General features: G+C 67.9%; 27 protein-coding genes and 1 pseudogene. 16 read left to right on the top strand and 12 right to left on the bottom strand.

Annotated features, from left to right (window positions below; translation table 11 throughout):
* The 10 genes from hisB to JHC99_RS07425 all read left to right on the top strand — a co-directional run.
* A partial coding sequence (gene hisB, locus JHC99_RS07470; RefSeq protein WP_292153023.1) for an imidazoleglycerol-phosphate dehydratase HisB occupies nucleotides 1-1,428 on the top strand: 1,428 nt, incomplete at its 5' end.
* Complete coding sequence (gene hisH, locus JHC99_RS07465) at nucleotides 1,425-2,021, top strand: imidazole glycerol phosphate synthase subunit HisH (protein WP_292153021.1); 597 nt, start codon at nucleotides 1,425-1,427, stop codon at nucleotides 2,019-2,021. The genes hisB and hisH, both read left to right, overlap by 4 nt.
* Entirely contained in the window at nucleotides 2,018-2,752 is a 735-nt protein-coding gene (gene hisA, locus JHC99_RS07460; protein WP_292153020.1) for a 1-(5-phosphoribosyl)-5-[(5-phosphoribosylamino)methylideneamino]imidazole-4-carboxamide isomerase, read from the top strand. Before hisH ends, hisA begins: the two co-directional genes overlap by 4 nt.
* Nucleotides 2,749-3,516, top strand: coding sequence for an imidazole glycerol phosphate synthase subunit HisF (gene hisF, locus JHC99_RS07455; protein ID WP_292153018.1), 768 nt, complete (start codon nucleotides 2,749-2,751; stop codon nucleotides 3,514-3,516). The genes hisA and hisF overlap by 4 nt, the downstream gene beginning before the upstream one ends.
* Nucleotides 3,517-3,691: 175 nt before the next feature.
* Nucleotides 3,692-4,318 (top strand): bifunctional phosphoribosyl-AMP cyclohydrolase/phosphoribosyl-ATP diphosphatase HisIE, encoded by a 627-nt coding sequence (hisIE, locus tag JHC99_RS07450; protein ID WP_292153016.1) that lies wholly within the window; start codon nucleotides 3,692-3,694, stop codon nucleotides 4,316-4,318.
* 69 nt (nucleotides 4,319-4,387) lie between these two features.
* Nucleotides 4,388-5,851, top strand: a complete 1,464-nt coding sequence (gene zwf / locus JHC99_RS07445) for a glucose-6-phosphate dehydrogenase (protein WP_292153014.1) — start codon at nucleotides 4,388-4,390, stop codon at nucleotides 5,849-5,851.
* A complete protein-coding gene (gene pgl / locus JHC99_RS07440; protein ID WP_292153012.1) occupies nucleotides 5,851-6,558 on the top strand; it encodes a 6-phosphogluconolactonase in 708 nt (235 codons plus the stop codon). Before zwf ends, pgl begins: the two co-directional genes overlap by 1 nt.
* Nucleotides 6,558-8,465 carry a phosphogluconate dehydratase gene (gene edd, locus JHC99_RS07435; RefSeq protein WP_292153010.1) on the top strand — a complete coding sequence of 636 codons (1,908 nt, stop codon included), beginning with the start codon at nucleotides 6,558-6,560 and terminating at the stop codon, nucleotides 8,463-8,465. Before pgl ends, edd begins: the two co-directional genes overlap by 1 nt.
* A gap of 45 nt (nucleotides 8,466-8,510) precedes the next feature.
* The gene (gene glk / locus JHC99_RS07430) at nucleotides 8,511-9,488 is read left to right on the top strand and encodes a glucokinase (protein WP_292153009.1); all 978 of its coding nucleotides are present in this window, start codon (nucleotides 8,511-8,513) and stop codon (nucleotides 9,486-9,488) included.
* Nucleotides 9,489-9,623: 135 nt separating this feature from the next.
* The gene (locus JHC99_RS07425; RefSeq protein ID WP_292153007.1) at nucleotides 9,624-9,908 is read left to right on the top strand and encodes a hypothetical protein; all 285 of its coding nucleotides are present in this window, start codon (nucleotides 9,624-9,626) and stop codon (nucleotides 9,906-9,908) included.
* A gap of 149 nt (nucleotides 9,909-10,057) precedes the next feature.
* On the opposite strand, the gene JHC99_RS07420 is transcribed toward JHC99_RS07425, so the two are convergent.
* Genes JHC99_RS07420 through JHC99_RS07410 form a run of 3 tightly spaced genes read right to left on the bottom strand, consistent with a single transcriptional unit; the run spans nucleotide 10,058 to nucleotide 13,034 of the window.
* Entirely contained in the window at nucleotides 10,058-11,068 is a 1,011-nt protein-coding gene (locus JHC99_RS07420; RefSeq protein WP_292153005.1) for an efflux RND transporter periplasmic adaptor subunit, read from the bottom strand.
* Nucleotides 11,069-11,100: 32 nt separating this feature from the next.
* Nucleotides 11,101-11,865, bottom strand: a complete 765-nt coding sequence (locus JHC99_RS07415) for an ABC transporter ATP-binding protein (RefSeq protein ID WP_292153004.1) — start codon at nucleotides 11,863-11,865, stop codon at nucleotides 11,101-11,103.
* On the bottom strand, nucleotides 11,862-13,034 hold the full coding sequence (locus JHC99_RS07410) for an ABC transporter permease (protein WP_292153002.1): 1,173 nt from the start codon (nucleotides 13,032-13,034) through the stop codon (nucleotides 11,862-11,864). Before JHC99_RS07410 ends, JHC99_RS07415 begins: the two co-directional genes overlap by 4 nt.
* A 145-nt stretch (nucleotides 13,035-13,179) precedes the next feature.
* On the opposite strand from JHC99_RS07410, the gene JHC99_RS07405 reads away from it, so the two are divergent.
* The 3 genes from JHC99_RS07405 (at nucleotide 13,180) to JHC99_RS07395 (ending at nucleotide 18,032) form a co-directional block, all read left to right on the top strand.
* Complete coding sequence (locus tag JHC99_RS07405; protein WP_292153000.1) at nucleotides 13,180-15,261, top strand: S46 family peptidase; 2,082 nt, start codon at nucleotides 13,180-13,182, stop codon at nucleotides 15,259-15,261.
* A gap of 192 nt (nucleotides 15,262-15,453) precedes the next feature.
* A complete protein-coding gene (locus tag JHC99_RS07400; RefSeq protein WP_292152998.1) occupies nucleotides 15,454-17,511 on the top strand; it encodes a S46 family peptidase in 2,058 nt (685 codons plus the stop codon).
* Nucleotides 17,508-18,032, top strand: a complete 525-nt coding sequence (locus tag JHC99_RS07395) for a GNAT family N-acetyltransferase (protein ID WP_292152996.1) — start codon at nucleotides 17,508-17,510, stop codon at nucleotides 18,030-18,032. Before JHC99_RS07400 ends, JHC99_RS07395 begins: the two co-directional genes overlap by 4 nt.
* On the opposite strand, the gene pgsA is transcribed toward JHC99_RS07395, so the two are convergent.
* The 9 genes from pgsA to JHC99_RS07350 form a co-directional block, all read right to left on the bottom strand.
* Nucleotides 18,027-18,683 (bottom strand): CDP-diacylglycerol--glycerol-3-phosphate 3-phosphatidyltransferase, encoded by a 657-nt coding sequence (gene pgsA, locus JHC99_RS07390; protein ID WP_271146230.1) that lies wholly within the window; start codon nucleotides 18,681-18,683, stop codon nucleotides 18,027-18,029. The genes JHC99_RS07395 and pgsA overlap by 6 nt on opposite strands.
* Nucleotides 18,680-19,147, bottom strand: coding sequence for a PIN domain-containing protein (locus JHC99_RS07385; RefSeq protein WP_292152994.1), 468 nt, complete (start codon nucleotides 19,145-19,147; stop codon nucleotides 18,680-18,682). Before JHC99_RS07385 ends, pgsA begins: the two co-directional genes overlap by 4 nt.
* The gene (locus JHC99_RS07380; RefSeq protein WP_292152992.1) at nucleotides 19,144-19,407 is read right to left on the bottom strand and encodes a type II toxin-antitoxin system Phd/YefM family antitoxin; all 264 of its coding nucleotides are present in this window, start codon (nucleotides 19,405-19,407) and stop codon (nucleotides 19,144-19,146) included. Before JHC99_RS07380 ends, JHC99_RS07385 begins: the two co-directional genes overlap by 4 nt.
* Before the next feature lie 19 nt (nucleotides 19,408-19,426).
* Nucleotides 19,427-20,050, bottom strand: a complete 624-nt coding sequence (locus JHC99_RS07375) for a carbonic anhydrase (RefSeq protein ID WP_292152990.1) — start codon at nucleotides 20,048-20,050, stop codon at nucleotides 19,427-19,429.
* A 32-nt stretch (nucleotides 20,051-20,082) separates the two neighbouring features.
* Entirely contained in the window at nucleotides 20,083-20,391 is a 309-nt protein-coding gene (locus JHC99_RS07370) for a YdeI/OmpD-associated family protein (RefSeq protein WP_292152989.1), read from the bottom strand.
* Nucleotides 20,392-20,416: 25 nt separating this feature from the next.
* Nucleotides 20,417-22,327 carry an excinuclease ABC subunit UvrC gene (gene uvrC / locus JHC99_RS07365; protein WP_292152987.1) on the bottom strand — a complete coding sequence of 637 codons (1,911 nt, stop codon included), beginning with the start codon at nucleotides 22,325-22,327 and terminating at the stop codon, nucleotides 20,417-20,419.
* A 33-nt stretch (nucleotides 22,328-22,360) separates the two neighbouring features.
* On the bottom strand, nucleotides 22,361-22,849 hold the full coding sequence (locus tag JHC99_RS07360) for a DUF417 family protein (RefSeq protein ID WP_292152985.1): 489 nt from the start codon (nucleotides 22,847-22,849) through the stop codon (nucleotides 22,361-22,363).
* Nucleotides 22,850-22,911: 62 nt separating this feature from the next.
* Nucleotides 22,912-23,352, bottom strand: coding sequence for a DMT family transporter (locus JHC99_RS07355; RefSeq protein WP_292152984.1), 441 nt, complete (start codon nucleotides 23,350-23,352; stop codon nucleotides 22,912-22,914).
* Between the two features lie 54 nt (nucleotides 23,353-23,406).
* Nucleotides 23,407-23,880 (bottom strand): NUDIX domain-containing protein, encoded by a 474-nt coding sequence (locus tag JHC99_RS07350; protein ID WP_292153024.1) that lies wholly within the window; start codon nucleotides 23,878-23,880, stop codon nucleotides 23,407-23,409.
* Nucleotides 23,881-24,056: 176 nt separating this feature from the next.
* Between JHC99_RS07350 and JHC99_RS07345 the strand changes: the two genes are divergently transcribed.
* From JHC99_RS07345 to JHC99_RS07335, 3 genes and pseudogenes are all read left to right on the top strand, one after another.
* Nucleotides 24,057-24,830 carry an SDR family oxidoreductase gene (locus tag JHC99_RS07345; protein WP_292152983.1) on the top strand — a complete coding sequence of 258 codons (774 nt, stop codon included), beginning with the start codon at nucleotides 24,057-24,059 and terminating at the stop codon, nucleotides 24,828-24,830.
* A gap of 3 nt (nucleotides 24,831-24,833) precedes the next feature.
* A complete protein-coding gene (folB, locus tag JHC99_RS07340; protein WP_292152981.1) occupies nucleotides 24,834-25,223 on the top strand; it encodes a dihydroneopterin aldolase in 390 nt (129 codons plus the stop codon).
* A 136-nt stretch (nucleotides 25,224-25,359) separates the two neighbouring features.
* Nucleotides 25,360-25,763: pseudogene (locus JHC99_RS07335) on the top strand (hypothetical protein); the annotation flags it as partial.

Here is a 25,763-nt window from a genome sequence, read left to right as displayed (position 1 = left end):
CGCATGACCCTGCCCGCCCCCTATCCCCCGCTGGTCGCCGGTGGCGACGGCCTCGACCGCTATCCGGCCGATCCGTCGGCGCTGGCCGCACGCATGGCTCAGATCTATGGGGTGCCGGCCGGGCAGGTGCTGCCGATCCGGGGCCTGACCCACGGGCTGGAACTGGTCTGGCGTCTGGCCGCGCAAGCGAACCAGAGCGTTCAGGCGCCCGACGCAGAGCCCTATTCGCGCCTCGACGCCATCTATGGCCGTAAAGGCGACACCGCCGCCGTCGTCATCCGCGCCCTCGGCTCGCCCGAGGCCGTTGCAGAGATGGCGGTCCGGGTCGCCCCCGCCCTGCTGGTCGTCGACGAGGGCCTGATCGAGTTCGCCGACACGGCGTCGGCAGCCACGATCCTCGACGCCCACGCCAACCTCGTAGTCCTGCGCAGCCTGTCTCTGGCCTATGGTCTGGCCGGCGCCCGCGTCGGCGCGGCCCTGGCCCAGGCCCGGACCCTAGCCCGGCTGTCGGCCATGCTCGAGCCCTATGCGCTGCCGGAACCGCTGGTCAGGCTGGCGCAACAGGCGCTCGACCCCTCGCGGATGATCGAGACCGCCGAACGGATCGCCGGCGTCAAGCGCGAGCGCGCCCGCATCGCCCGCGAAGTGTCCCGGCTGATGACCGTCGAGACCGGCGTCGGCCCCATCCTGATGGCCCGTCCCGCCGATCCGGAAGCCCTGCTGGCTGAGTTTGCGAAATACGGTGTCGCTGCAGACCGGTCCGGCGACCGGCTGCGCCTGCCGATCTCGCTGAAGCCCGAGGTCAACGACCGGCTGCTGCTGGCGCTGGGCCTGACCCCGCCGCGCAGCCGCCCGGCCCGTCTCGGGCAGGCCGTCCGCGATACCAAGGAAACCCGGATCGTCTGCGCCGTCGATCTGGACAGTCCCGGCCCTGTCGCCATCCATACCGGCGTCGGCTTCTTCGATCACATGCTGGAACAGGTCGCGGCCCACGGCGGCTTCTCGATCCGGCTGGCCTGCGAAGGCGACCTGCACACCGACGCCCACCACACTATCGAGGACTCAGCCATCGCCCTGGGTCAGGCGTTGAAACAGGCACTGGGCGAACGACGCGGCATCGCCCGCTACGGCTTCGTCCTGGCCATGGACGAGGCCGAGGCCCACATCGCCATCGACCTGTCGGGCCGTCCCTATCCGCTGTTCGAGGGAAGCTTCTCGACGCCCATGATCGGCGAATACCGGACCGACCTGACCGCCCACGTGTTCCGTTCCCTGGCCGAGGCCATGGGTGCCGCGATCCACGTCAAGGTCACCGGCGACGACGACCACCACAAGACCGAGGCCGTCTACAAGGCTTTCGGCCGCGCCCTGAGACAGGCCATTCGCATCGAAGGCGACGCCGTGCCATCGACCAAAGGTGTCCTTTGAGCGTCGCCATCATCGGATACGGGGCCGGCAACACCGCCTCGGTGCAGTTCGCGCTGGAGCGGTTGGGTTGCGAGGCTGTCATCACCTCGGACCCGGCCGTGGTCGCCGCGGCCGACAAGGTGATCCTGCCGGGCGTCGGCGCGGCGGGCTATGCGATGCAGCGGCTCAACGAGTTGGGCTTGATCGACCCGATCCGGGCTTTCGAGCGGCCACTGCTGGGTGTCTGCCTGGGCCAGCAGCTTCTCTTCGAGCGCAGCGAGGAAGGCGGCGGCGTCGAAATGCTGGGCTTCATTCCTGGGACGGTCACACGGCTGGACGTCCGGCCGGAACTGCCCGTCCCGCACATGGGCTGGACCCAGCTGGATCGGGGCCGGCCCGACCCGCTGCTGGAGGGGGTCAACGACGGCGACTATGCCTATTTCGTGCACAGCTTCGTCTGTCCCGATACCGAGGCGACCCTGGCCTGCGCCGACTATGGGACGGAGGTCCCGGCCGTGGTCCGCTCGGGCAACCGCTGGGGCTGCCAGTTCCACCCCGAGCGTTCGGCGGCGACCGGCGCCCGTATCCTGAAGAATTTCCTGAGCCTGACATGATCATCTATCCCGCGATCGACCTGAGGGAGGGCGTCTGCGTCCGGCTGATGCACGGCCGGTTCGATCAGGTGACCCGCTACGACGACAATCCCGCCGACCGGCTGGCCGCGTTCGTGGCCGAGGGCGCGACCTGGGTCCATATCGTCGATCTGGACGGGGCCAAGGCCGGTCAGGCCCTGCAGCACGAACTGATCGGCAAGCTGGCCTCCGGGACCACGGCCTCGATCCAGTCGGGGGGCGGGGTCCGAACGGCCGAGGATGTCGAGCGGCTGCTGAACGCCGGCGTCACGCGCGTCGTCGTGGGATCGCTGGCCGTCACCAAACCCGATGATGTCGCGGCCTGGCTGGCCCGCTTCGGACCCGAGCGTCTGACCCTGGCCTTCGACGTGCGGGTCGGGGAGGACGGGGTGCCGACCCCGTCGCTCAAGGGCTGGACCGAGGCGGCCGGGTTCGATCTGTGGAGCGCGCTCGACCGGTATCCGGCAGGGACGCTGAGCCACGTCCTGATCACCGACGTCGGTCGCGACGGTGCCCTGACGGGCCCCAATCTCGATCTGCTGGCCGAGGCGCGTCGGCGCAGGCCGGACCTCAGGATCCAGGCCTCGGGTGGGGTATCGTCGCTGGACGACCTGACCGCCGCCGCCGCCGTCGGCTGCGACGGGGCCATCGTCGGCCGCGCCATCTACGAGGGCAGGTTCACGGCTGGACAGGCCATCGAGGCCACGAAATGACGGCGCGGAGGATCATACCCTGCCTAGACGTCAAGGACGGCCGGGTCGTGAAGGGCGTGAAGTTCGAGGGCCACGTCGACATGGGCGACGCCGCCGAGCTGGCTGCCCGGTATCGCGACGAGGGCGCCGACGAACTGGTCTTCTACGACATCACTGCCTCGCCCGAGGGCCGCACGCTCGACTACGCCTGGGTGAAATCCATCGCGCGATTGCTGGATATCCCCTTCTGCGTCGCGGGCGGCATCCGTTCGGTGGACCAGGCGGCGGCCTGTCTGGATCACGGCGCCGACAAGGTCTCGATCAACTCTCCCGCACTGGAGCGCCCCGATCTGATCGGCGAGATGGCGGCGCGGCTGGGCAGCCAGTGCGTCGTCGTGGGTGTCGATTCCCGGCGCGAGAACGGCGAGTATGTCGTCCACAAATACACCGGCGACCCCGACGCGCGCCGTCTGGCCGGCCGCCGCACCCTGGACTGGATCGTGGAGGCGCAAGAGCTCGGAGCCGGCGAGATCGTGCTGAACTGCATCGACCAGGACGGGGTGCGCCAGGGTTATGACACGGCCCAGCTGGCCGACGCTCGCTCCCGCCTGACCATCCCGCTGATCGCCTCGGGCGGAGCGGGGGCGGTGTCGCATTTCCTCGACGTCTTCGACCGCGCCAATGTGTCGGGCGCGCTGGCCGCCAGCGTTTTCCATACCGGCGCGATCGCGATTCCCGACCTGAAGGCGTCGCTGGCGGGGTCGGGCGTGGAGGTGAGGCTGTGATAGCATCGACAGTCCTTTCCCCCTTGCGGGGAAAGGTGGCCGGCGGAGCCGGTCGGATAGGGGGTACGAAGATGCGAAACCGATGTGTCCGTCACTCGCTCATTCTTAGCACCCAATCCCACCCCTCATCCGTCTCGCTCCGCGAGCCACCTTCTCCCGCAAGGGGAGAAGGAAAATGAACGTCGATCTCTCGTCCCTCGACTTCGCCAAGGGCGACGGCCTGATCCCGGCCATCGTCCAGGACGCCGATACGCTCCAGGTCTTGACCCTGGCCTATATGGACAGGGCCGCGCTGGAGGAGACGATCGCATCCGGCGAGGCCACCTTTTTCTCGCGCTCGCGTGGCGGGCGGTGGCGGAAGGGCGAGACCTCGGGCAATCGCCAGACGGTCGTGTCGATCACGCCCGACTGCGACGGCGATGCCCTGGTCCTGGCCGTGCGGCCGATGGGGCCGGCCTGTCACCTGGGGACAACCAGTTGCTTCGGGACCGACGAGGCCCCCGGCGTCGGCCGGATCGCCGCTCTTGAACGCACGATCATCGAACGCGCGGCTCAGGACCCGTCGGTCAGCTATACCGCCCGGCTGATCGCCGAAGGCCCCAAGCGGCTGGCCCAGAAGGTCGGCGAGGAGGGCGTCGAGACGGCTCTGGCCGGGGTCGCCGGGCCCGACGAAGAGCTGGCCAGCGAGGGTGCGGACCTGATCTACCACTTGCTGGTTCTGTTACGGGCGCGTCACATGTCGTTTCAGGACGTCCTTGACGTGTTGGCCCGGCGGGCACAACCGGCCAAAGACGCAACCTGAGCCGTCCGGCCGCGCTTCCGTCATTCGGGACCGCGAACGAGATCAGGCGAGGCAGGAAGGACGACAAGCATGGCGGCACTCGTGCTGTTCGGCGGCGGTGGCGATCTGGCGATGCGGATGCTGCTGCCCTCGCTCTATTTCCTCGACCATGAAGGTCGCCTGCCCGCAGACCTGAAGATCATCGGCGCGGCCCGTTCCGAAGAGACGGCCGACGAATACATCGAGAAGGTCCGCGTGGCCTGCGAGGGCAAGGCCAGGGCCGACGATGCCTGGGACGAGGCGACCTGGGCGCGGATGAAGGCTCGCCTCGATTATCTGGCCGTGGACGCCACCAGCGCCGAAAGCCTGAAGCCGCTCAAGGACAAGGTCGGGGACGGTGACGTGACGTCCTTCCTGGCCGTCTCTCCGTCGCTCTATGCCCGGATCGTTACCGCCATGCGCGCGGCGGGTCTGGCCGAGTCGGGTGACCGGGTCGTTCTGGAAAAGCCGGTCGGGCGCGACCTCGACAGTTTCCGCGAGATCGACGATGCGGTGTCGGACGCCTTCTCCGAGAGCCAGGTGTTCCGCATCGACCACTATCTGGGCAAGGAAACGGTCCAGAACCTGATCGCCCTGCGCTTCGGCAACACGGTGTTCGAGCCGCTGTGGAACGCCCAGAACATCGACCACGTCGAGATCACCATCGGCGAGACGGTCGGGGTCGGCGACCGCTGGCCCTACTATGACGAATATGGCGCGCTGCGGGACATGCTGCAGAACCATATGCTCCAGCTGCTGTGTCTGGTGGCGATGGAGCCGCCCAGCGATCTCGACCCGGAATCGGTGCGCAATGAGAAGGTCAAGGTGCTGCGGTCCTTGCGGCCCATCACCCATGAGGAGGCCGAGCGGGTCACGGTGCGCGGCCAGTATGTGGGCGGCGTCGTCGACGGCGAGACCGTCAAGGGCTATGACGAGGAACGCGGCCAGCCGTCGGACACCGAGACCTTCGTCGCCATCCGGGCCGACATCGACAACTGGCGCTGGGCCGGCGTGCCCTTCTTCATGCGCACCGGCAAGCGGCTGCCTGAGAAACGCACCGAGATCGTGATCGCCTTCAAGCCCCTGCCGCATTCGATCTTCGACGGCCGGGAGGGCGAGCCCCAGGCCAACCGGATGATCATCGAGCTTCAGCCCGAGGAAGACATCTCGCTGACGGTGATGAACAAGAAGGCCGGACTGGACGCCCAGATGCAGCTCCAGCCGATCAAGATGAGCCTGAGCTGGGGCTTCCGCGACAGGCAGGAGACCCCGCCGCGCCGCCGCATCGCCTATGAGCGGCTGCTGCTCGACGCCCTGAACGGCGATTCGACCCTGTTCGTGCGCCGCGACGAGGCCGAACAGGCCTGGAAATGGGTCGACGAGGTGTCCCAGGCCTGGTCCGACGGAAACGTGAAGCCCCAGGACTATGTCGCCGGCACCTGGGGGCCCGACACCGCCGACATGCTGATGGCCCGCACAGGGCGCGACTGGAACACGATCGACGTGCGCGACTGATGACCGAGATCGAAACCTTCCCCACCCTCGACACCTGGGCCGCCTCCATCGCGGGACGGATCGAGGAGACCCTGGGCGCCGCCGTCCTCGAAACCGGCCGGGCCCTGTTTGCCGGGCCAGGCGGATCGACGCCCGCGCCCGTCTATGCCCGCCTGGCCCAGGCCGACATCGGCTGGGACCGGATTTCCGTCACCCTGGTGGACGAGCGCTATGTGCCCGAGACCTCGTCGGACTCGAACGCCCGGCTGATCCGCGATGTCCTGCTGCAGGGCCCTGCCGCAGCGGCACGGTTCATTCCCCTGTATCATCCCGCCGTGACCGTGGACCGGGCCGCCGCGCTCGCCACCCAGGCCCTGGCCGAGGCCGGGGGCCGGTTCGACGCCGTCCTGCTGGGAATGGGCGAGGACGGCCATATCTGTTCGATGTTCCCCAACTCACCGACCCTGAAGACCCTTCTGTCGCCGACGCTTAAGCCCGCGGTGCTTGGCGTGCCCCACGGCCGCGACGGCATGGCCCCCAGCCTGGAGCGGATCTCGATCAACCTGCCCTATCTGATGAGCGCGGGCCGGGTCATCCTGGGCCTGAAGGGGCCGGTCAAGCGCGAGATGTTCGAGATGGAGTCTGAGGGCGATCCCGCCATCCAGCCCATCGCCGCCCTGATCGCCGCCAAGGTCCCCCTCGAAGTCGTCTGGACGGAGGCGAACTGATGCCCCATTTCATCCGCCCGCCGATGCACCCCGTGGTGGCCGAGGTCACCGCCCGGATCACGGCCCGCTCGGCCGAGCTGCGCGCCGACTATCTGCGACGCATGGACGCCGCGCGCGATTCCGGTACCGGACGCGCCAAACTGTCCTGCGCCAACTGGGCCCATGCCTTCGCCGGCCAGACCATCGCCGACAAGCTGACCGCCATGGACGGGTCGAAGCCCAACGTGGGCATCGTCACCGCCTATAACGACATGCTGTCGGCCCATCAGCCGTTCGAGCGCTTCCCCGCCGTGATCCGCGAGGCGGTGCGCACGGTCGGGGCGACGGCCCAGGTTGCGGGGGGTACCCCCGCCATGTGCGACGGGGTCACCCAAGGCCGCCCCGGGATGGAGCTGAGCCTGTTCAGCCGCGACGCCATCGCCATGTCGGTCGGGATCGCCCTGACCCACGACGCCTTCGACGCGGCGATGATGCTGGGGGTCTGCGACAAGATCGTGCCGGGCCTGTTCATGGGGGCCCTGGCGTTCGGCCATCTGCCGGTCGTCTTCGCGCCCGCCGGGCCCATGCCCTCGGGCATTCCCAATGCCGAAAAGGCTCGCGTTCGCGCCCTCTATGCCCAGAACCAGGTGGATCGCCAGACTCTGCTGGAGAGCGAGATCGGCTCCTATCATTCGCCCGGCACCTGCACCTTCTACGGCACCGCCAACTCCAACCAGATGATGATGGAGCTGGGCGGGCTGCACATGCCCTCCACCGCCTTCGTTCATCCTGAGACGGGATTGCGCGACGCCCTGACGGCGGCGACGGCGAAGCGCGCAGTCGAATTGGCCCGCAGCGGCGCGTGCCGGATGGCCGACGTCGTATCGGAGAAGTCCGTCGTCAACATGATCGTGGCGCTTCTGGCCACCGGCGGCTCGACCAACCACGCGATCCATCTGGTCGCCATGGCGCGGATGGCGGGGGTGCTGATCGACTGGACCGACATGGACCAGCTGTCGTCGGCGACGCCCCTGCTGGCGCGGGTCTATCCCAACGGTTCGGCCGATGTGAACGCCTTTCAGGCGGCCGGCGGCGTGGCCTTCGTGGCCCGCGAGCTGGCCGGGGCAGGGATTCTGCATTCCGACGTCACCACCATCATGGGGGAGGGCATCGAGGCCTATTTCCAGGAACCGTCCATGGTTGACGGCGAACTGGTCTGGCGTGACGGCGTGGCCGAAAGCCTGGACCGCGACATCCTGCGTCCCGCCTCGGACCCGTTCGACGTCGAGGGTGGACTGCGGCTGGTCAAGGGCGACCTGGGCCGGGCGGTCATCAAGGTTTCGGCCGTCAAGCCCGAGAACCGCATCGTCGAGGCCCCGGCCGAGGTCTATGAGACCCAGGAAGACGTCCTGGCCGACTTCAAGGCGGGCAAGCTGGATCGAGACGTCATCGTCGTGCTGCGGTTCCAGGGCCCGCGCGCCAACGGGATGCCGGAACTGCACTCCCTGTCGCCTGCGCTCGGCGTACTTCAGGACAAGGGGTTCAAGGTCGCCCTGGTCACCGACGGGCGGATGTCGGGCGCGTCGGGCAAGACGCCCGCGGCGATCCACGTATCGCCCGAAGCCCTGGCCGGGGGTCCGCTGGCCCATGTGCGCACCGGGGACGTTATCCGCCTGGATGCCGACGCCGGTATCCTGTCTACCGTCGGCGGGGCCGATCTGGCGTCACGCCCGGGGGTGGAGCGCGCTGCCGCCCACTCGGAGGGCGCGTCCTGGGGCTATGGTCGTGAACTGTTCGCCGCCTTCCGCCACGTCGTCGGGACGGCGGAGGAAGGGGCCTCGGTCTGCTTCCTGCCCGTACCCGGCGCGGCCCGCCACACCGACACCCCGCCCGAGCCCAATCTCGTCGACCGGGCCGTGGACGCCTGAAAAACACAAGAGGCCCACCCGCATTGGGCCCTTCGGAGGAATGCCATGACCGTTCAATGGGACAAGACGCTGCTGGTCGGCGATGTCGGCGGCACCAACGCCCGCTTTGCCCTGGCCCATATGGTGGACGGCAAGCCCGTGCTCGAGAACCATCAGAGCTTCCCCGCCGCAGAACACCCGACCTTCCTGGGCGGGATCAGGGCCTATCTGGACGGCTGTGAGGTCAAGCCCACGGCCTGCGTCCTGGCGGTCGCCGGGCCGGTCACCGACGGCGAGATCGACCTGACCAACTCGCCCTGGCGAGTGTCGGAGGCCGAGCTGGAGACCCTGGGCCTGAAACCTGCCCGTCTCATCAATGATTTCGAGGCCCTGGCCTGGGGTGCGCCCGTCGTCCCGGCCGATCAGTTGGCCTCGCTGGGCGGCCCCGACGAGGGCGAGGAACACGCCACGGTCGCGGTGCTCGGCCCCGGCACCGGCTTCGGCGTCTCGGCCCTGGTTCGCGACGGGCGCGGCGGCGAGATGGCCATGCCGTCCGAAGGGGGGCATGCCTGCTTCCCGCCCGGCGATCCGATCGAGGACGAGATCCTGAGGATCCTGCGCAAACGCTATACCCGCGTCTCGATCGAGCGGCTGATCTGCGGGCCTGGCCTGCTGAACATGCACCGGGCCCTGGCCGAGATCGACGGACGCGAGACCCATATCGACGACCCGGCCCAGATCACCCTGGAGGCGCTGGACGATCCGCGCAGCCACTGCGGTGCCACCCTGGCCCGGTTCTGCGCCGTCCTGGGCGCGGTGGCGGGCGACATCGCCCTGACGACGGGCGCGCGCGGCGGGGTCTATATCGCCGGCGGCATCGCGCCACGCATCCTGCCCTTCCTCCAGGCCAGTCCGTTCCGCGAGCGGTTCGAGCGCAAGGGCCGGTTCCAGGACTATATGGCGGCCATCCCCACCAAGGTCATCCTGCACAAGCACGCGGCCCTGCTGGGGGCTGCTCGCGTGGCTTTCGCGGTGGCGGACTGAAGACCAGCGTTATGCTGCGACCGCTCAAAAGCTTAGCCATAACAGTGCATTGCACCATCAAATAATTATCACGGCCGCGTGAACCAATCCAAAGCGGCGCCGTTTGGGTCTTTCCAACAGGAAGGGAACTACCCCATGCGTAAACTGATCATCGCCTCCGCTGCCGTCGCCATGCTGGCCGGCGTCGCCGCCTGCGGCGAAAGCACCGCCGACAAGGCCGCTGAAGTCCAGGCCGATTCGCTGGAAGCTCAGGCTGCCGCGACCCCGAACGAAGCCGAGGAAAAGGCCCTGAACGCCCAGGCCGACGTGATCGAGCAGCAAGCCGGCAACGCCGACGGCGGCATGACCACCGCCAACACCCCGAACACCTCGCCCTCGACCGGCGCGATGGCTCCGGGCGACACGGCACCGAAGCACTAAGCCGCTTCTCTACCGATAAGACCAGGCCCCCGTCGCAGAAGCGGCGGGGGCTTTTTCTTGGTTTGTCCCAGCCCTCGGCTCAACCCGGCCTTGACTGCTCTGCGCCCTTCGGGTCGTCGAGATGGGCGGGTCAGGAAAGAAATCTGACCTCAGCTTCCCGGCGTACGCATCGCCTGGTCGGCCGGAACACCGGTGCTGACGGCGCGAGGGGCGCCGGCCGTCTGGCCCGGCTTCATGAACTTGACCAGCACCCGCTGGCCGATCAGCAGGGGCGCGTCGCCGGCCGAGACCACGACCTCGACCACCCGCTCGTCGGAGCGTTGCGAGGGATCGTCGGAGGCCAGCTTGCGGGCCCCGAAGACGGCGGCGCGACGCAGGACGGCCCCGATATAGACCTTGGACGGATCGCCCTCAGGGGTGATCTCGACGGCCTGGCCGGTGGTGATGTTGGGGATGTCGCTCTCGACGATCTCGGCGCGAGCGATGCGCGGGGCGTCGGGCTCCAGATCGAACATCGCCGAGACGTTCAGGGTCGAGGCGCCGGCGCCGGGGTTGGCGTATCGGCGGGCGATCCGACCGTTGGCCGGTGAGCGGATGACGGTCAGTTCCTGATTGTATTGCGCCTGGGCCAGCTGGGCGCGGGCGGTCTGGACGGCGGCGGATTGAGAGCCGAGCCGGGCCTGGGCGGTGGCGATGGCGTCGCGGGCCTGATCCATCCGGGCACCGGCGACGAAGTTGGTGGCGACCAGCTTCTCGAGCCGGTCGTATTCGCGCTGGGCGGTGGTGATGTCGACGCGGATCGCGGCCAGCTGGCTCTCGGCCTGGGCGACGGCGGCGCGGCTCGACTGCACGGCCAGACGGGCTTCGTCGTCCTCCTGGCGGGCCAGGACCTGGCCGGCCGTGACGCGGTCGCCTTCCTGGACTAGGACTTCGCGGATGATGCCGCCGCGACGGGCCGCGACCTGGATGATGCCGCCCTCGACATCGACCTTGCCGTTGGCGATGGCCGCATAGGGGCTCTCGACCTTGGTGGCCTCGGCCTTCTCGGCCTCGGCCTTCTTCGCCGCTCCCGCCTTGGAGAACATGATGAAGCCGACGACGATGACGAGGATCAGCAGGACGCCGATCCAGGTCCATTTGTTCTTGAGGAAGGCGGGCATGATGTCGGTCCTGATGGATCTTTTTGGGCGGTTCAGTGAGAGGCGAGTACGGCGTTGGGATCGGGAATGCGGCGTTCGTCCGAGGCGATGATCCCGTCCTCGATCTTGATTACCCGGTCGGCCCAGGCCTCAAGGCGCGGGTCGTGGGTCACGCAGATGACGGCGGCCCCGTGTTCGGTGGCGGCGCGGCGAAGCAGCTTGATGACGATCTGGCCGTTCTCGCCGTCCAGGGCTGAGGTCGGTTCGTCGGCGAACAGGATCTTGGGGTCCTTGGCCAGGGCGCGGGCGATGGCGACGCGTTGTTTCTCGCCGCCCGACAGCAGGGATGGCCGCTGGTTCAGGCGATGCCCCAGTCCCACCTCGACCAGGGCCTCGGTCGCGCGCTTCTTCGCAGCCCCTGCCGACATGCCCTGGAACTTCAGCACGGTCGTGACCTGTTGCAGGGCGGTCAGGGCAGGGAACAGGTTGAAGCCCTGGAAGATGAAGCCGCAGTGATCCAGGCGGAACTTGTCGATCTTGCCGTTCGACAGCTTCCACAGATCGTCGACGTCGAGGCAGTCGACCCGGCCTTCCTCAGGCTTGAGCAGGCCGGACAGGGCCGCGATCAGGGTCGACTTGCCCGAGCCGGACGGGCCCATGACCATGGTCAGGTCGCCGTGCCGAGCGTCGAAATCGACGCCTTTCAGCACCTCGACGAAGCCTTTGCCGGACTTGAACCGCTTGACCAGGGCCTTGGCCTCGATGGCGAAATCGCCGTGCTTGCCGTGGACCTTTGTGTGCTGGGAAAAATCGGTCATCGCAGCAGGTCCGCCGGTTGGCTGTTCTTCAGGACGCCCATGGACAACAGGCCCGACACCATGGCGATGATGACAAGGCCCCCGCCGACGACGATCAACAGAACCGGCGGCAGGGCGATGATCACCGCATTGGCCATGGCCAGCAGCGATACCAGGTATGTCAGGCCGATGGCCGCCATCACCCCGACGATCCCGACCCAGAAGCTGAGCTCCATCACGATCCGGTTCAGCGAACCCATGCCGACGCCGAGCGCCCGCAGGGAGGCGAACTCCTTGATGTTGGCCATGATGGCGCCTTGCAGGGTCTGCCAGGTGATGGCGATGCCGATGATGGTGCCCAGCACCACGCAGCCGCCGATGATGATGACCAGGATGCCTTCCTCGAACATGGCGCCGGCGTTGGCGTCGGCCAGTTCCTGGCGCGTCCAGGCCTTCCACTTGCCGTCGCCCATCTGGTTCAGCTGACCGGCGACGATCTGGGCGCGGGCCGGATCGCGCAGCTTGATCATCAGGGGGCCGACGCGGGGTCCGGTATCGGCCTGTCCCAGCATCCGCAGGGTATCGCGAGACATCACGATGTTGGACTGCATCATGTTGGGATAGCCGCGCAGGACGGCGACGACCGTCACCGTCTGGCCGTTGTACATGGCCTTGTCGCCCAATTTGACACCCAGCGGCTTCAGCGCCGTCTCGTCGATCGCGACGGTATAGGGCTGGCGCAGGGCGTCGATCAGGTCCTGGGAATAGTCGGTCGGAATGGTCACCGCGCCCGGCGTGGTGTCGATGATCGAGGCCTGGACGAACTGCTGGCGCGGGGCACCCTGTTTGGCGCGGTCGGCCTGGCTCATCGTCGGATCGATGTCCTTGATCGACTGGAACGAGCCGCCGGCTCCGTCCAGCGGCTGAACCTCGACGACGTCAGGGTGATTGTAGGCCAGGGGAATGAACCGGCGCGGCACGCCCGACGGTCCGCCCATCAGCGACTTGGCACCGGGCTGCATGATGATGATGTCGGCGCTCGACCGCTCGATCGTGGCGGTAAAGCCCTTGCCGATGCCGATGAAGACACCGGTCATGGCCAGGACCAGCAGGCCGGACAGGGCCAGGGCCATGACGGCGGCCATATAGCGGCGCCACTCATAGAGCAGCGTGGACAGTGCGAGCGACAAGATGTTCAACCCCGAGTGTTGGCCCTATCTGACGACGGCGTTCGCCGGGGTCGAGTTAAATCGGGGTAAGGGTTCGAAGGCGGGCATGGACGGGGCTCGGTGATGGGGATAGCAATCCGCGTCCCCTTTCGGAGTTCGTTCCAAAATGTCGCTTCGTCTTACCGTCTCGCTTCTCGCATCGGCTGCGTCCGCCGCCGTCCTGTCCGTCGCCGCCAGCCCCGCTAAGGCTGATGAAGGCATGTGGACCTTCGACAATTTCCCGATCCAGACCGTCAACGACAAGTACGGCACCCGCATCGATCAGGCGTGGCTGGACCGCGTCCGCAACGCTGCCGTGCGCCTGAACGGCTGCTCGGCCTCGCTGGTCTCGGGCGAAGGTCTGGTCCTGACCAACCATCACTGCATCGTCCAATGCGTGCAGGACCTGTCCACGGCCGAGAAGGACTACGTCAAGGACGGCTTCATGGTCGCCACCCGCGCCGAAGAGCGTGAGTGCGTGGGCCAGACCGCCGAGATCCTGACTGACATCACCGACGTGACCGATCAGGTTCTGGCGGCCGGCGCGGGCCTTGAGGGTGCCGCCTTCGTCCAGGCGCGCGGCGCCGCCACCACCGCGATCGAGGACGCGGCATGCACCTCCAAGGAAACCGAGACCTGCCAGGTCATCAGCTTCTATCGGGGTGGTCGCTATGCCCTGTACAAGTTCCGCAAATACGAGGACGTCCGGCTGGCCTTCGCGCCCGAGTTCCAGGCGGCCTTCTTCGGCGGCGACCCCGACAATTTCAACTTCCCGCGTTACGCCCTGGATGCCGGTTTCCTGCGCATCTACGAGGACGGTAAGCCGGTGGTGACCCCAAACCACCTGACCTGGAACCCGGCCCCGCCCAAGGCAGGCGATCCGGTCTTCGTCGCCGGTAACCCCGGCTCGACCTCGCGCCTGCTGACCATTTCCCAGCTTGAGCGGCTGCGCGACCAGCAGCTGCCGGTCACCCTGATCCAGGGTTCGGAACTTCGTGGGCGGATTCAGGAGTATGCGACCACTTCGGAAGAGGCCAAGCGCGTCTCGGTCGATCCCCTGTTCGGTCTCGAGAACTCGTTCAAGGTCTGGTACGGCCAGCAAGGGGCCCTGACCGACCCCGCCTTCCTGGGCAAGAAGCGCGAGGAAGAGGCCGAACTGCGCCAGCGCGTCGCCGCCGATCCCGCCATCGCCGCCCAGATCGGCGATCCCTGGGGCGACCTGGAAAAGGTCCAGTCGGCCGCGCGTGACCTGTACCTGCCCTACCGCCAGCTCGAGGCCTCGGCCGGTGGCGGCTCGACCCTGTACAACTATGCCCGCGCCATCGTCCGCACCGCCAAGGAACGGGCCAAGCCCGTCGCCGAGCGCCGTGCCGGATACACCGACGCCGCCATCGCCCAGACCGCGCGTCGCCTGGCCGAGGTCACCCCGATCGACGGCGGTCTGGAGGAGATCTATCTGACCCACTGGCTGCTGAAGACGCGGGAATACCTGACCGTCGACAACGCCCAAGTGAAGGCCATGCTGGGCAAGGACGCCCCGGCCGCCATCGCCGACCGCGTCGTCACCGGCACGAAGCTGAACGATCCGGCCGAACGCGCCCGCCTGTTCGCCATGACGCCCGAACAACTGGCCGCCTCGGGCGACCCGCTGATCGCCTTCGTGATGGCCAATGACGACGCGGCTCAGGCCGTGCGGGCCCAGTGGGACTCGGCCGTCAACGGCCCGACCGCCAAGGCCGCCGAGAAGATCGCGGCCGCCCGGTTCGCCGTCTATGGATCGAACCTGTATCCGGACGCGACCTTCTCCCTGCGTCTGTCCTACGGGGCCGTCGAGGGCTGGACCTATCGCGGCGTCACCGTGCCGCCCTTCACCTATATGGGCGGGCTGTACGAGCGGGCCACGGGGTCGGAGCCGTTCAACGCGGCCGCCGCCTTCGTCGCTGCCGAGGACAAGGTCAACAAGGACACCGTCTACGACTTCGTCTCGACCAACGACATCATCGGCGGCAACTCGGGCTCCCCCGTGATCAACGCCGCCGGCGAAGTCATCGGCGCGGCCTTCGACGGCAACATCCACTCGCTGGGTGGCTCCTACGGCTATGATGGGACGCTGAACCGGACGGTGACGGTCTCCACCGCCGCCATCACCGAGGCCCTGCGCAACATCTACGACCAGCCGCGCCTGCTGGCTGAGCTGGGCGTTCGGTGATCTGAGTCTCCTCCCCGATCGCCGCTTGGCGAATGGGGAGGGGGACCCCGAAGGGGTGGAGGGGCTCTTTCCACCCCACGTGTCTCAAAGGGTTCGACCGCGTGCGCGTTTAGAGCCCCTCCGTCTCGTCGGCCAAGCGGCCTCCGATCCACCTCCCCGTCGCTACGCGCCAGGGAGGAGCCAGGAATCCTCATGCGTATCGCCCTCTCCGCTTCCCTCGCCGTCCTCGCCTTCGCCGCCGCCTCCTCGGCCAGCGCCGAAGAGGGCATGTGGACCTTCGACAACTTCCCCATCGCGCGGGCCAACGCCACGCTCGGCACGAGCATCGATCAGGCCTTTCTCGACCGGGTCCGGCTGTCGTCGGTGCGGTTCGGGGGGTGTTCGGCGGGGATAGTGTCGGACGCCGGTCTGGTCATGACCAACAACCACTGCGTCGCGACCTGCGTGGCCAATCTGTCGACGCAGGCGGTCAACTATGCCGAGACCGGCTTCACCCCCAAGGCGCGCGACGAAGAGGTCAAATGCCCCGGCGCGACCGCCGAGGTCCTGACCGACATCACCGACGTGACGGAGCGGATGCACAAGGCGGGCGAGGGCCTGACCGGTTCCGCCTTCACCCGTGCCCGCGACGCCGAGGCCGGGCGGATCGAGAGCGAGGCCTGTGGGCCTGCGACCGACAAGCGGTGCCAGGTCGTCAGCCTGTACCGGGGTGGCCAGTTCAAGCTCTACACCTATCGCAAATACAGCGACGTCCGCCTGGCCTTCGCGCCCGAGGACCGGGCCGCGACGTTCGGTGGCGATCTGGACAACTTCTCCTTCCCACGCTTCGCCATCGATGCGGCCTTCATCCGCCTGTACGAGAACGACGCCCCCGCGCAGACCCCGACCCACTTCGTCTGGAAGGCCGACAAGCCGGTCGAGGGCACACCCGTTTTCGTCTCCGGCAGTCCCGGCGCGACCCAGCGGCTGCTGACCCAGGACCAGCTGATGACGGTGCGGGACGTCGTCCTGCCGATGGACCAGTTGATCGCGTCCGAGCTGCGCGGGCGTCTGATCCGCTATTCCGAGGAGGGCGAGCGTCAGGCCTTCGAGGCCATGGATCCGATCGTCGGGCTGGAGAATACCTACAAGCGGGGCCTGGGCCGGATGCGGGCGCTGACCGACCCCGGCTTCATGGCGGCCCGGACCGCCGCCGAGACCGACTTCCGCTCCAAGGCGGGCGATCAGGTCTTCGCCGACCTGTCCGCCATCCAGCCCGCCTTGCGCGAACTCTATCCGGCCATGGCTTTGCTGGAGGGTGGTACCGGTGTCGGCACCACCCCGGTCGCCGGTGGATCTCAACTGTTCGCCTGGGCACGGACCATCGTGCGCGGGGCCCAGGAACGGGCCAAGCCCTCGGCGGAGCGGCTGCCCGAGTTCGGCGATGCGCGCCTGTCGGCGGCACAGACCGCGCTGTTCGCCAACCGGCCGGTCTATCCGGGCCTCGAGCAGGTCCGGATGGAATGGTGGCTGTCCAAGACCCGCGAATGGCTGACCGTCGATCACCCCTACATCCCCGCCCTGCTGGGCAAGGAATCGCCCGAGCAGCGGTCAGCGCGCCTGATCGAAGGCACGAAACTGGCTGACCCCGCCGTGCGTCGCGCCCTGTGGGAGGGCGGGCTGGCCGCCGTCGAAGCCTCGGACGACCCCCTGATCCAGTATTTGCTGTCGATCCAGGCGCCGACCCGCGCCGTCCGCACCGAATGGGAGGAAAAGGTCCAGGCCCCGACCGACCGCGCCTCGGAACAGCTCGCCGCCGCACGCTTCGCGGCCTATGGCGACGCCGTCTATCCTGATGCGACGGGCACCCTGCGTCTGACCTACGGGTTGATCGAGGGCTCGGACGTGCCCGGCCAGCGGTGGGGGCCCTTCACCACCTTCGCCGGCCTGTGGGACCGGGCCACCGGCGCACCGCCCTTCGACGTGGCACCCAAGCTGCTGGCTGCGAAGGATCGGATCGCGGGCGACACCGTGATCAACATGACCGTGTCGTCCGACACCATCGGCGGCTCGTCGGGCTCGCCGGTCGTGACGGCGGCGGGGGAGATCGTCGGCGCGAATTTCGACTCCACCGTCCTGACCCAGAGAAACGCCTACGGCTATGACCGCAACGTCAACCGCAGCGTGATCGTCACCACCGGTGCCGTGACCACGGCCCTGCGCGATGTCTACGGCATGGACGGGTTGGTGGCGGAGCTGGGCGTCCGGTGACACTGAGCCTGCGTCCCGCGACGGCCGAGGACATCCCGGCGCTCCACGCCCTGATCGAGCGCGGCTATCGCGGCGAGTCGGCCAAGCGCGGCTGGACCCATGAGGCGGACCTGCTGGGCGGCCAGAGGACCAGCACGGACGAGCTGTCGGGCATCATCACCGACCCGGATCAGGTCATCCTGCTGGCCCAGTCCGGCGGCGTCCTGATCGGCTGCGTGCGGGTGATGCGGCAGGGAGACGGATCGGCCTATCTGGGGATGCTGACGGTTGATCCGGTGCGTCAGGCGGGGGGCATGGGCCGCACCCTGCTGGAGGCTGCCGAGGCCGAGGCGCGGTCCCGGTTCGGCGTCGGCCGGATGGAGATGACCGTCATATCGACCCGGTCCGAGCTGATCGCCTGGTATGAACGACGCGGCTATCGGCTTACCGGCCGGACCGCGCCATTTCCCGCCGACGTCCAGGATTTCGGGGACCTTCCGCCCCAAACGCTGGAGTTCGTCGTTATGGACCGGGCCCTATAGGGGCTCGAACGACTTTTCTTCCGGCGGGTTCAGCTGGGTCTTGGCCTTGGCGAAATACTGCCAGCCGGTCCACAGGGTCACGATTGCGGCCGCCCAGATCAGATAGTCGGCGAACTGCTGGAACCATACCAGATAGTCGAAATCCCATCCGAAGCCGTCCCAGTTGCGGGCCAGCAACTGCGCGCCCAGGGCCACCAGTTGCAGGGTCGTCTTCCACTTGGCCAGCAGGGTGACCTCCAGCTTGACCTTGCCCGCCGTGGTCTCGCGCAGGGCGGAAACGGCGAATTCGCGAAACAGGATCAGGCCGCACGGAATGGCGATCTGGGGCACGCTCCCGCTCGTCAGCACACCCAGGATGGCGCCGGTGACCAGGATCTTGTCGGCGATCGGATCCAGGATCGCGCCCCACCGGGTCGTGGCATTCCAGCGCCGCGCCAGATAGCCGTCGATCCAGTCGGTCGAGGCCGCCACCACGAAGATCCAGAACGCCGCCCGGTACAGGCCGAACTGATCCTCCGGGCTCAGATAGGCCGACAGATAGGGCAAGCCCCCCGTCGCCCCCGCCAGGATCAGGAACATCACCACCCCGGCGACGAGGCGCAAGCCGGTCAGGATGTTGGGAATGGGATTGGCGTGGGGATTGGGGTTCATTTGTTCGGTCCGGGCATTCCGTTGATGACGGAGGCCAACAAGGGATGGAGTGTCTCGGCAAAGGGATTCACGACCGTCACACCTCGACAGATGAACCCGTTCTGTAAATCCTCAGACAGGAGAACGCTGCATCCCGCCTCCGAGGCCGTATTGATGATGAGGGCATCCCAGATTTGCAGGTTCTGGAATGAAGCTGTTTGCAAGGCTTCACGCATGGTCCCCGGACCCTGTGGGGCGAACGTCAAGGCGTCCACCCAGTCGAGAACGATCTTGGTCGCGATCTTGGGCTTCTGTCCGCCCTTCCGGCAAAGCAGGTTGTAGAGTTCTCCGGCAACCTGCGACGGCATCACCAATCGATAGGGAGGGATGGATTTCAGAAGCCACCCGGCGCGGATGCGTTTGGCATCATCATCGCCGATCCCCGCAGCATAACCGAAGATGTTGGTATCGACCGCGAGCTTCACTCGTAACCGTCATCGCGCGTAATCCGGCCCGGCGACCGCGCCGGAAGCGCCAGAAGTTCATCGACGAGCGCATGGACGCGTCGAGCCTGATCGTCGTTTGGCACCGGAGGCGTGGTCATGGGAACCATTCTAGCGACCGGTTTGCCATGGGCGGTGACCACGAAGGTCTGTCCCGCTGAGACTTCGCCCAGGACGCGCGAGAACTCGCGGTTGGCGTCGGTGGCGGAGATGGAGCGTTCCATGCCGCGAATGTAGTGCATCTCACTACTTTCGGCAAACCTAGCCCAGTGGCTCGAACCTCGGCTTGTCGGTCAGGGCGCGCAGGACGCCGTCGGCGATGCCGAAATGCAGGCCGGTCAGGGTCAGCTCGCCCGCCGTCTCGCGCTCGGCGATCCAGGGGAAGCTGCGCAGGTTCTGGAGCGACAGGCGCACCACGGCCTCTTCGGTCGCCTGTTCGACGTCGTCGGGCTCGACCACCTGGGCGACGGCGCGGACGGCGGGGGTACCTTGGGCGATCCAGGGGGCGACGAAGTCCTGACAGGTGTCCGGCGCCCCGGCCCGCATGGCCGCGACGCCGCCGCAGTGGGCGTGTCCCATGACCACGATGCGCGACACACCCAGCACCTTGACCCCGAACTCCAGCGCCGCCGAGACCCCGTGCAACTGCCCGTCCGGCTCATAGGGCGGCACCAGGTTGGCCACGTTGCGCACCACGAACAGCTCACCCGGTGCCGAATCAAAGATCAGGGCCGGGTCGGCGCGGCTGTCAGAACAGGCGACGATCAGGGTGTGCGGCTTCTGCCCTCTGGCGGCCAGGGCCTCGTATTCGGCACGGGCGGCCGGCCAGTGCTCGGCGCGGAACCGGCGATAGCCGGCGGTCAGTTCGTCGGGGGTCTCGGTCATGGCGCTCCTATAGGCAATTCAGGGTGCCCTTGTCAGGCCCCGCGTGGCGTCTTGTCGATCAACACGGCCTGCTGCCACCGGCTCGGAGCCTTGTCGGTGCGATGGATGCAGCCGGCCCAGCAGCAGGGTCGCTTCTTGCCTTCCAGCAGTTCCTCGACCGTCCTGCCGATGCGCCGCTCGCGCGTCTTCGCCTGCTTGGCGTCATCCACCCAGCAGATGAACTCGTTGCGACCCAGCGGCGTCAGGCGCTGCCAGAGCGCGAGAGCCGCGTCATCGAACTGTATCGCGGATTGCAGGTCAGCCCGCGCCTGATGAACCGTGCCCTGTGCGAACTCACTCATTCCGAAACCTCCAGAAGGCGCCAGCCTAACCCTGGGCCTGCGGATGGAAGAAGCCGTAAATCCGTTCCGCCATCGCCCGGTTGATGCCCTCGACCTTTTCCAGATCGACGACGGCGGCCCTGCCCACACCCTTGGCCGAGCCGAAGGCGTGGAGCAGGGCCTTCTTGCGACCGGGCCCAACGCCCTCGATCTCGTCGAGCGGGTTCTTCTTGATGTCCATGGATCGGCGTGTGCGGTGGGCGCCGTTGGCGAAACGGTGGGCCTCGTCGCGCAGGCGCTGGATGTAGTACAGCGCCGGAGATTTCAGCGGCAGCATGAAGGGCGGCTTGCCGGGCACGAAGAACCGCTCCATCCCCGCATCGCGGTCCGGTCCCTTGGCCACGCCGACGGCAAGTATGTCGTCCAGCCCGAGATCGGCCAGCACCGCCTGGACCTCGGCCAGCTGACCGGCGCCGCCGTCGATCAGCAGGAGGTCGGGGCGAACCACCTCCTCGACGCCTTCTTCCTCGTCCTTGACCAGACGGCCGAAGCGGCGACGCATGACCTCGCGCATCATGCCGTAGTCGTCGCCGGGGGTCAGGTCCGTGCCGCGGATGTTGAACTTGCGGTACTGGGACTTCTGGAAGCCTTCGGGCCCGGCGACGATCATTCCCCCGACGGCGTTGGTGCCCTGGATATGGGCGTTGTCGTAGACCTCGATCCGCTCTGGAGTCCCCTCAAGCCCGAAGGCCTCGCAGACCTCGGACAGGATTTTGCCCTGGGCGGAGCTCTCGGCCATCTTGCGGCCCAGGGCCTCGCGGGCGTTGGTCAGGGCGTGGTCGACGAGCGAGGTCTTGTCGCCGCGCAGGGGGCGTTCGATCGAGACGACGCGGCGGCCGTCAGCTTCCTTGGCCTTCATGGAAAAGGCCTCTTCCAGAAGCTCCTTCTCGAACGGGACGACGTTGGACAGGATCAGGCGCGGGACCGGCTTGTCCTCGTAGAACTGACCCAGGAAGGCCGACAGGATCTCCGGGTCGGTGTCGGACCTGTCCACGCGCGGGAAATAGGCCCGCCCGCCCCAGTTCTGGCCCCCGCGATAGAAAAAGACCTGCACACAGGCCTGACCCCCCTCGCTGAACAGGGCGAAGACGTCGGCCTCGGCCACGCTGTCGGCGCTGACCGAGTTCTCCATGGTGATGGCCGACAGGGCGCGGATGCGGTCGCGGACGCGGGCGGCCTGTTCGTAGTCCATGGCTTCGGCGGCAGCGGTCATCTCGCCGGACAGCCGACCGATCACGGCCCGCGACTTGCCCTTCAGAAAGGCCGAGGCCTCTTCGACCAGGCCGGCATAGTCCTCGAGCGAGATCAGGCCGGTGCAGGGTGCCGAGCAGCGCTTGATCTGGTGCAGCATGCAGGGCCGCGTCCGGGTCTCGTAGACGCTGTCCGAACACGACCGCAGCAGGAAGGCCTTCTGCAAGGTGTTCAGTGTCCGGTTGACCGCCCAGGTCGAGGCGAACGGCCCGAAATAGTCGCCGTCCGTCGTGTGGGCGCCGCGATGCTTTCTGACCTGGGGCGCGCGGTGGTCCTTGCGGATCATCAGTTCGGCGAAGGACTTGTCGTCGCGCAGCACGACGTTGAAGCGGGGCTTCAGCTTCTTGATGAAGTTGGATTCGAGCAGCAGCGCCTCGGTCTCCGACGCCGTCACGACCAGCTCCATCGAGCGGGTCAGACTGACCATGAGGCCGATGCGCTGGGTGTGGAACCGCCCTTGTGCGTATTGCAGGATGCGCTTCTTGATCGAGCGCGCCTTGCCCACATACAGGCAGGTCCCGTCCTCGCCGTACATCCGATACACGCCCGGCTTGTCCGGCGCGCGCCGGGCCTCGTCGCGGATCAGGTCTGCGGCCTTGAGCGCGCCATCCGGCGGCGAATCAGCGGTGACGGCGTCGTCGGTCATCCCGGCCAATATAGGCCGACAGAGGCTCCGGCGTCAGGGGCGGGTCAGCCGAGCCCGCGCGTCCAGCGCCAGAAAGACGCAGATGGCCAGGAGGCCGATGTCCTTGGCCAGGAACTGACCGGTCGATCCCAGGGCCGGGAAGGCATAGCCTTCGTGGACTATGCCGGGCGCGGTGAAGAAGAAGCTCAGGGTGACGACGAAGGTCGCCGTCCCCATCAGGGCTCCGACCAGACCGGCCCAGGCGAAGCGACCGCCGAGCGCGATCAGGACGCCGCCGGTGATCTCCAGCACCCCGATGACGATCGAGGCGCCGGCCACGCCGATCAGCGGGTACATCCATCCGAACAGCCAGTAGGTCTGGGCCAGACCGGCGACGCCCTCGGCCTCATAGGGCAGGAACTTCATATAGCCGAACCAGATCAGGATCAGGGCTATCCCGAACCTCAGGGCTGCGCGGCCGTCCAGGCTGGTGCGCGCCGTGGCGGTCCTGTTCAAGTCGAGGCGGGTGATGGAATGGGTCATGGGGCGTCTCCGTTTGGAGCCCCTTCGTCGGCGGACCCCGTTCGGTTACCGGACGCCGATCTTCAGCCGCGCCGGGCCAGCAGGACCCCGGCGAACACCAGGGCGACCCCGGCCAGCTTGGTCCAGCCCACCGGCTGGCGCGGCACGCCCAGGGCTCCGAAATGGTCCAGCGCCAGGCTGACCAGCAACTGGCCCGCCACCATCAATGTGATGGTCAGGGCGGCCCCCAGCCGGGGCACGCCCCAGGCCGCCGTGATCACGAAAACGCAGCCGTACAGACCGCCCATCCAGGCCCAGGCCGGCATGGCCCGCGTCGCGTTCATGTCCGGTCGCACATGCAGCACCGCCGCCAGCAGGCCCAGCGCCACCGTCCCGATGGCGAAGGATACGAAGGCGGCGTTGACCGGCGATCCCATGGCGGCCGACATCCGCGCATTGGTCGGTGCCTGCAAGGCTGTCGCCCCGCCCGCGAGGATGACAACCAGCAGGATCAGAAGGCTCATCGGGTTCATGGCGCGCAGCTAGCACGGCACTCGTGGTCGCGCACCCGGTGGCCGTCACCAGTCGTGTGTCGCATCGACTCCGCCGAAGATTTCACCCAGCCGCGCCCGCGTCGATCGATGCGCGTCCTCGGGCAGGGCGTCCGGGTGAAACCAGCCGACCTCGGCGATCTCGCCATGACTGGTGCGCTCGCCCGACGTCCAGGCATCGACGCCATAGACCAGCACATGATCGCCGCGAAAGAACCGCTCGTTGGAATGCATCGAGATCAGCCGGGGGGCCGCCGTCGCCGCCAGCCCGGTCTCCTCGCGCAGTTCACGCACCGCCGCACCTTGCGTCGTCTCGCCGCGATCGACCCCGCCGCCCGGCAACCACCAGCCAGCCAGATAGGTGTGTTTAACCAGGCAAACCCGGCCCTCGCCGTCCGTCGCCACCACCCGGACACCGAGCGTCATCCCGCGCGTCGCCCTCGACACCGCGAAGAACAACGGCCGGGTGAAGGGCTCGATCAGGGTACGCCAAGGGGCCATGGTCAGACGGTGACACAGCCTGTGCCGCAACCCAAGCGCCGGCGGCCCTTGAACCCGCAGCCCGCCCGCTCTATTCCCCGCGATCAAGGAACAGGAGCATCCCATGCTGGCTCTCGGCATCATCATCGGTTTCGTCGTCGTGGTCGGCGCCATCAACTATTTCGAGTTCGGCCGGGTTGACTGAGCCCACGGGCCAGACCGCCCGCAACGGTGCCGCACTCGTCACCGGGGGCGGCAAGCGGATCGGGCGGGCGATCTGTCTGAGGCTGGCGCGGGCCGGGTTCGACGTCGCCCTTCACTACCGGTCCGATCCGCAAGAGGCGGAGGCCACGGCGGATGAGGTTCGTGCGCTCGGTCGCCGCGCCGCCATCGTCCGCGCCGACCTGACCGACGAAGCCGAGGTGCGGGCCCTGGTCCCGGCGGCCGTCGATGCGCTCGGCCCCCTGTCGGTGCTGGTCAACAACGCCTCCGTGTTCGAGGACGACCGCGTCGGATCCCTGAGCCGCGAGCGCTGGGACCGGCATATGGAGACCAATCTGCGGGCGCCGATCGTGCTGGCCGAGGCGTTCGCGGCCCTGGCGGTCGACGGTGCCTCGATCGTCAACCTGCTGGACCAGCGGGTGCTAAAGCCCGACCCGCGCTTCATCTCCTATGCCCTGTCGAGGAACGGCCTGTGGTGGGCGACGCGGACCCTGGCCCAGGCGTTGGCCCCCCGCATCCGGGTCAACGGCGTCGGCCCCGGGCCCACCCTGCCGTCCATTCACCAGACCCCGGAAGAGTTCGCCGCCGAGGCCGCCGCCACCCTGTTGCAGCGCCCCGGTTCGCCCGAGGCCATCGCCGACGCCGTCGCCTGGCTGGTGGACGCCGACCTCGTGACGGGCCAGATGATCGCCGTCGACGGCGGCCAGCATCTGGCCTGGCAGACCCCCGACATCGTAGATATCGAGTAAAGCATGACCGCGCTCGCCGCATTCCCCAACACCGACGCCGCCCGACAGGAGGGGCTGAAGGTCTTCGTGCGCGGGCTTCGGGTCGAGGCGGGCATCGGCGTCTATGACCACGAGCACGGCCGGCTCCAGACCCTGATCATCGACGTGACCCTGGAGCTGTCGCCCCATGACGTCGAGCGGCTGGCCGACACCGTCAACTATGAGACGATCGCCGAGGCGGCCCGCGCCATCGTGGCCGAGGGCCATGTGGGGCTGGTCGAAAGCTTTGCCGAACGACTGGCGCTGGATGCCCTGAGCGACGCCCGGGTGCGCCGGGTCACCGTCCGGGTCGAGAAGCCGGGCGCGCTCGAGGCCGCCGAGGCCGCCGGGTGCGAGGTCGTTTACGCCCGCTGACGACGGGCGGCGGTTGCGCCTGCGCGGCCGGACGGCCATTGTCCGGCGAAGATCCTGGCGTCGATCGCGGCTGCGGCCCGGCGACGCTGCAACGCATTAGGTCGAGCGCAAGGTCGCGCGACGCCGGAGAAGACCGATGGCCGAACCCGGCGATCCCTCGTCCCACGATCACGACGACCTGATCGGCTTCACCTCGCCGGCGTCACTGGCCGGAACCGCGCGGACGCCTGAGCCGCCGAAGGTCGAGCCGCCCGTGTCCGCGTCCTGGACCGCGCCCACCCCGCGCTATCGCGACGACCCGACCGACGACCTGTTCGACGACGACGCAGACCCGATCACCGCTCCGGCCGGGTCAGAATCGCCGGTGGCCGAGGCGGACTCTTCGCCCGAAACGGCCGTGCAGACCGACTCCGCCGACGATCTCGGGCCCCTCTTCACGCCCGGGACAGCCATGCCGGCCGCCGCGCCCATCGCGGCCGCCCCCATCGCGGCGGTCGCGGCATCGCTGCGCCCGGCCAACGCCGATTTCGACGCCCCGCC

Source organism: Brevundimonas sp. (assembly GCF_016463485.1).
Taxonomy (GTDB): Bacteria; Pseudomonadota; Alphaproteobacteria; order Caulobacterales; family Caulobacteraceae; genus Brevundimonas.
Note: the sequence above shows the minus strand (reverse complement) of the source record. Positions and strands in the feature narration are given on the sequence as shown.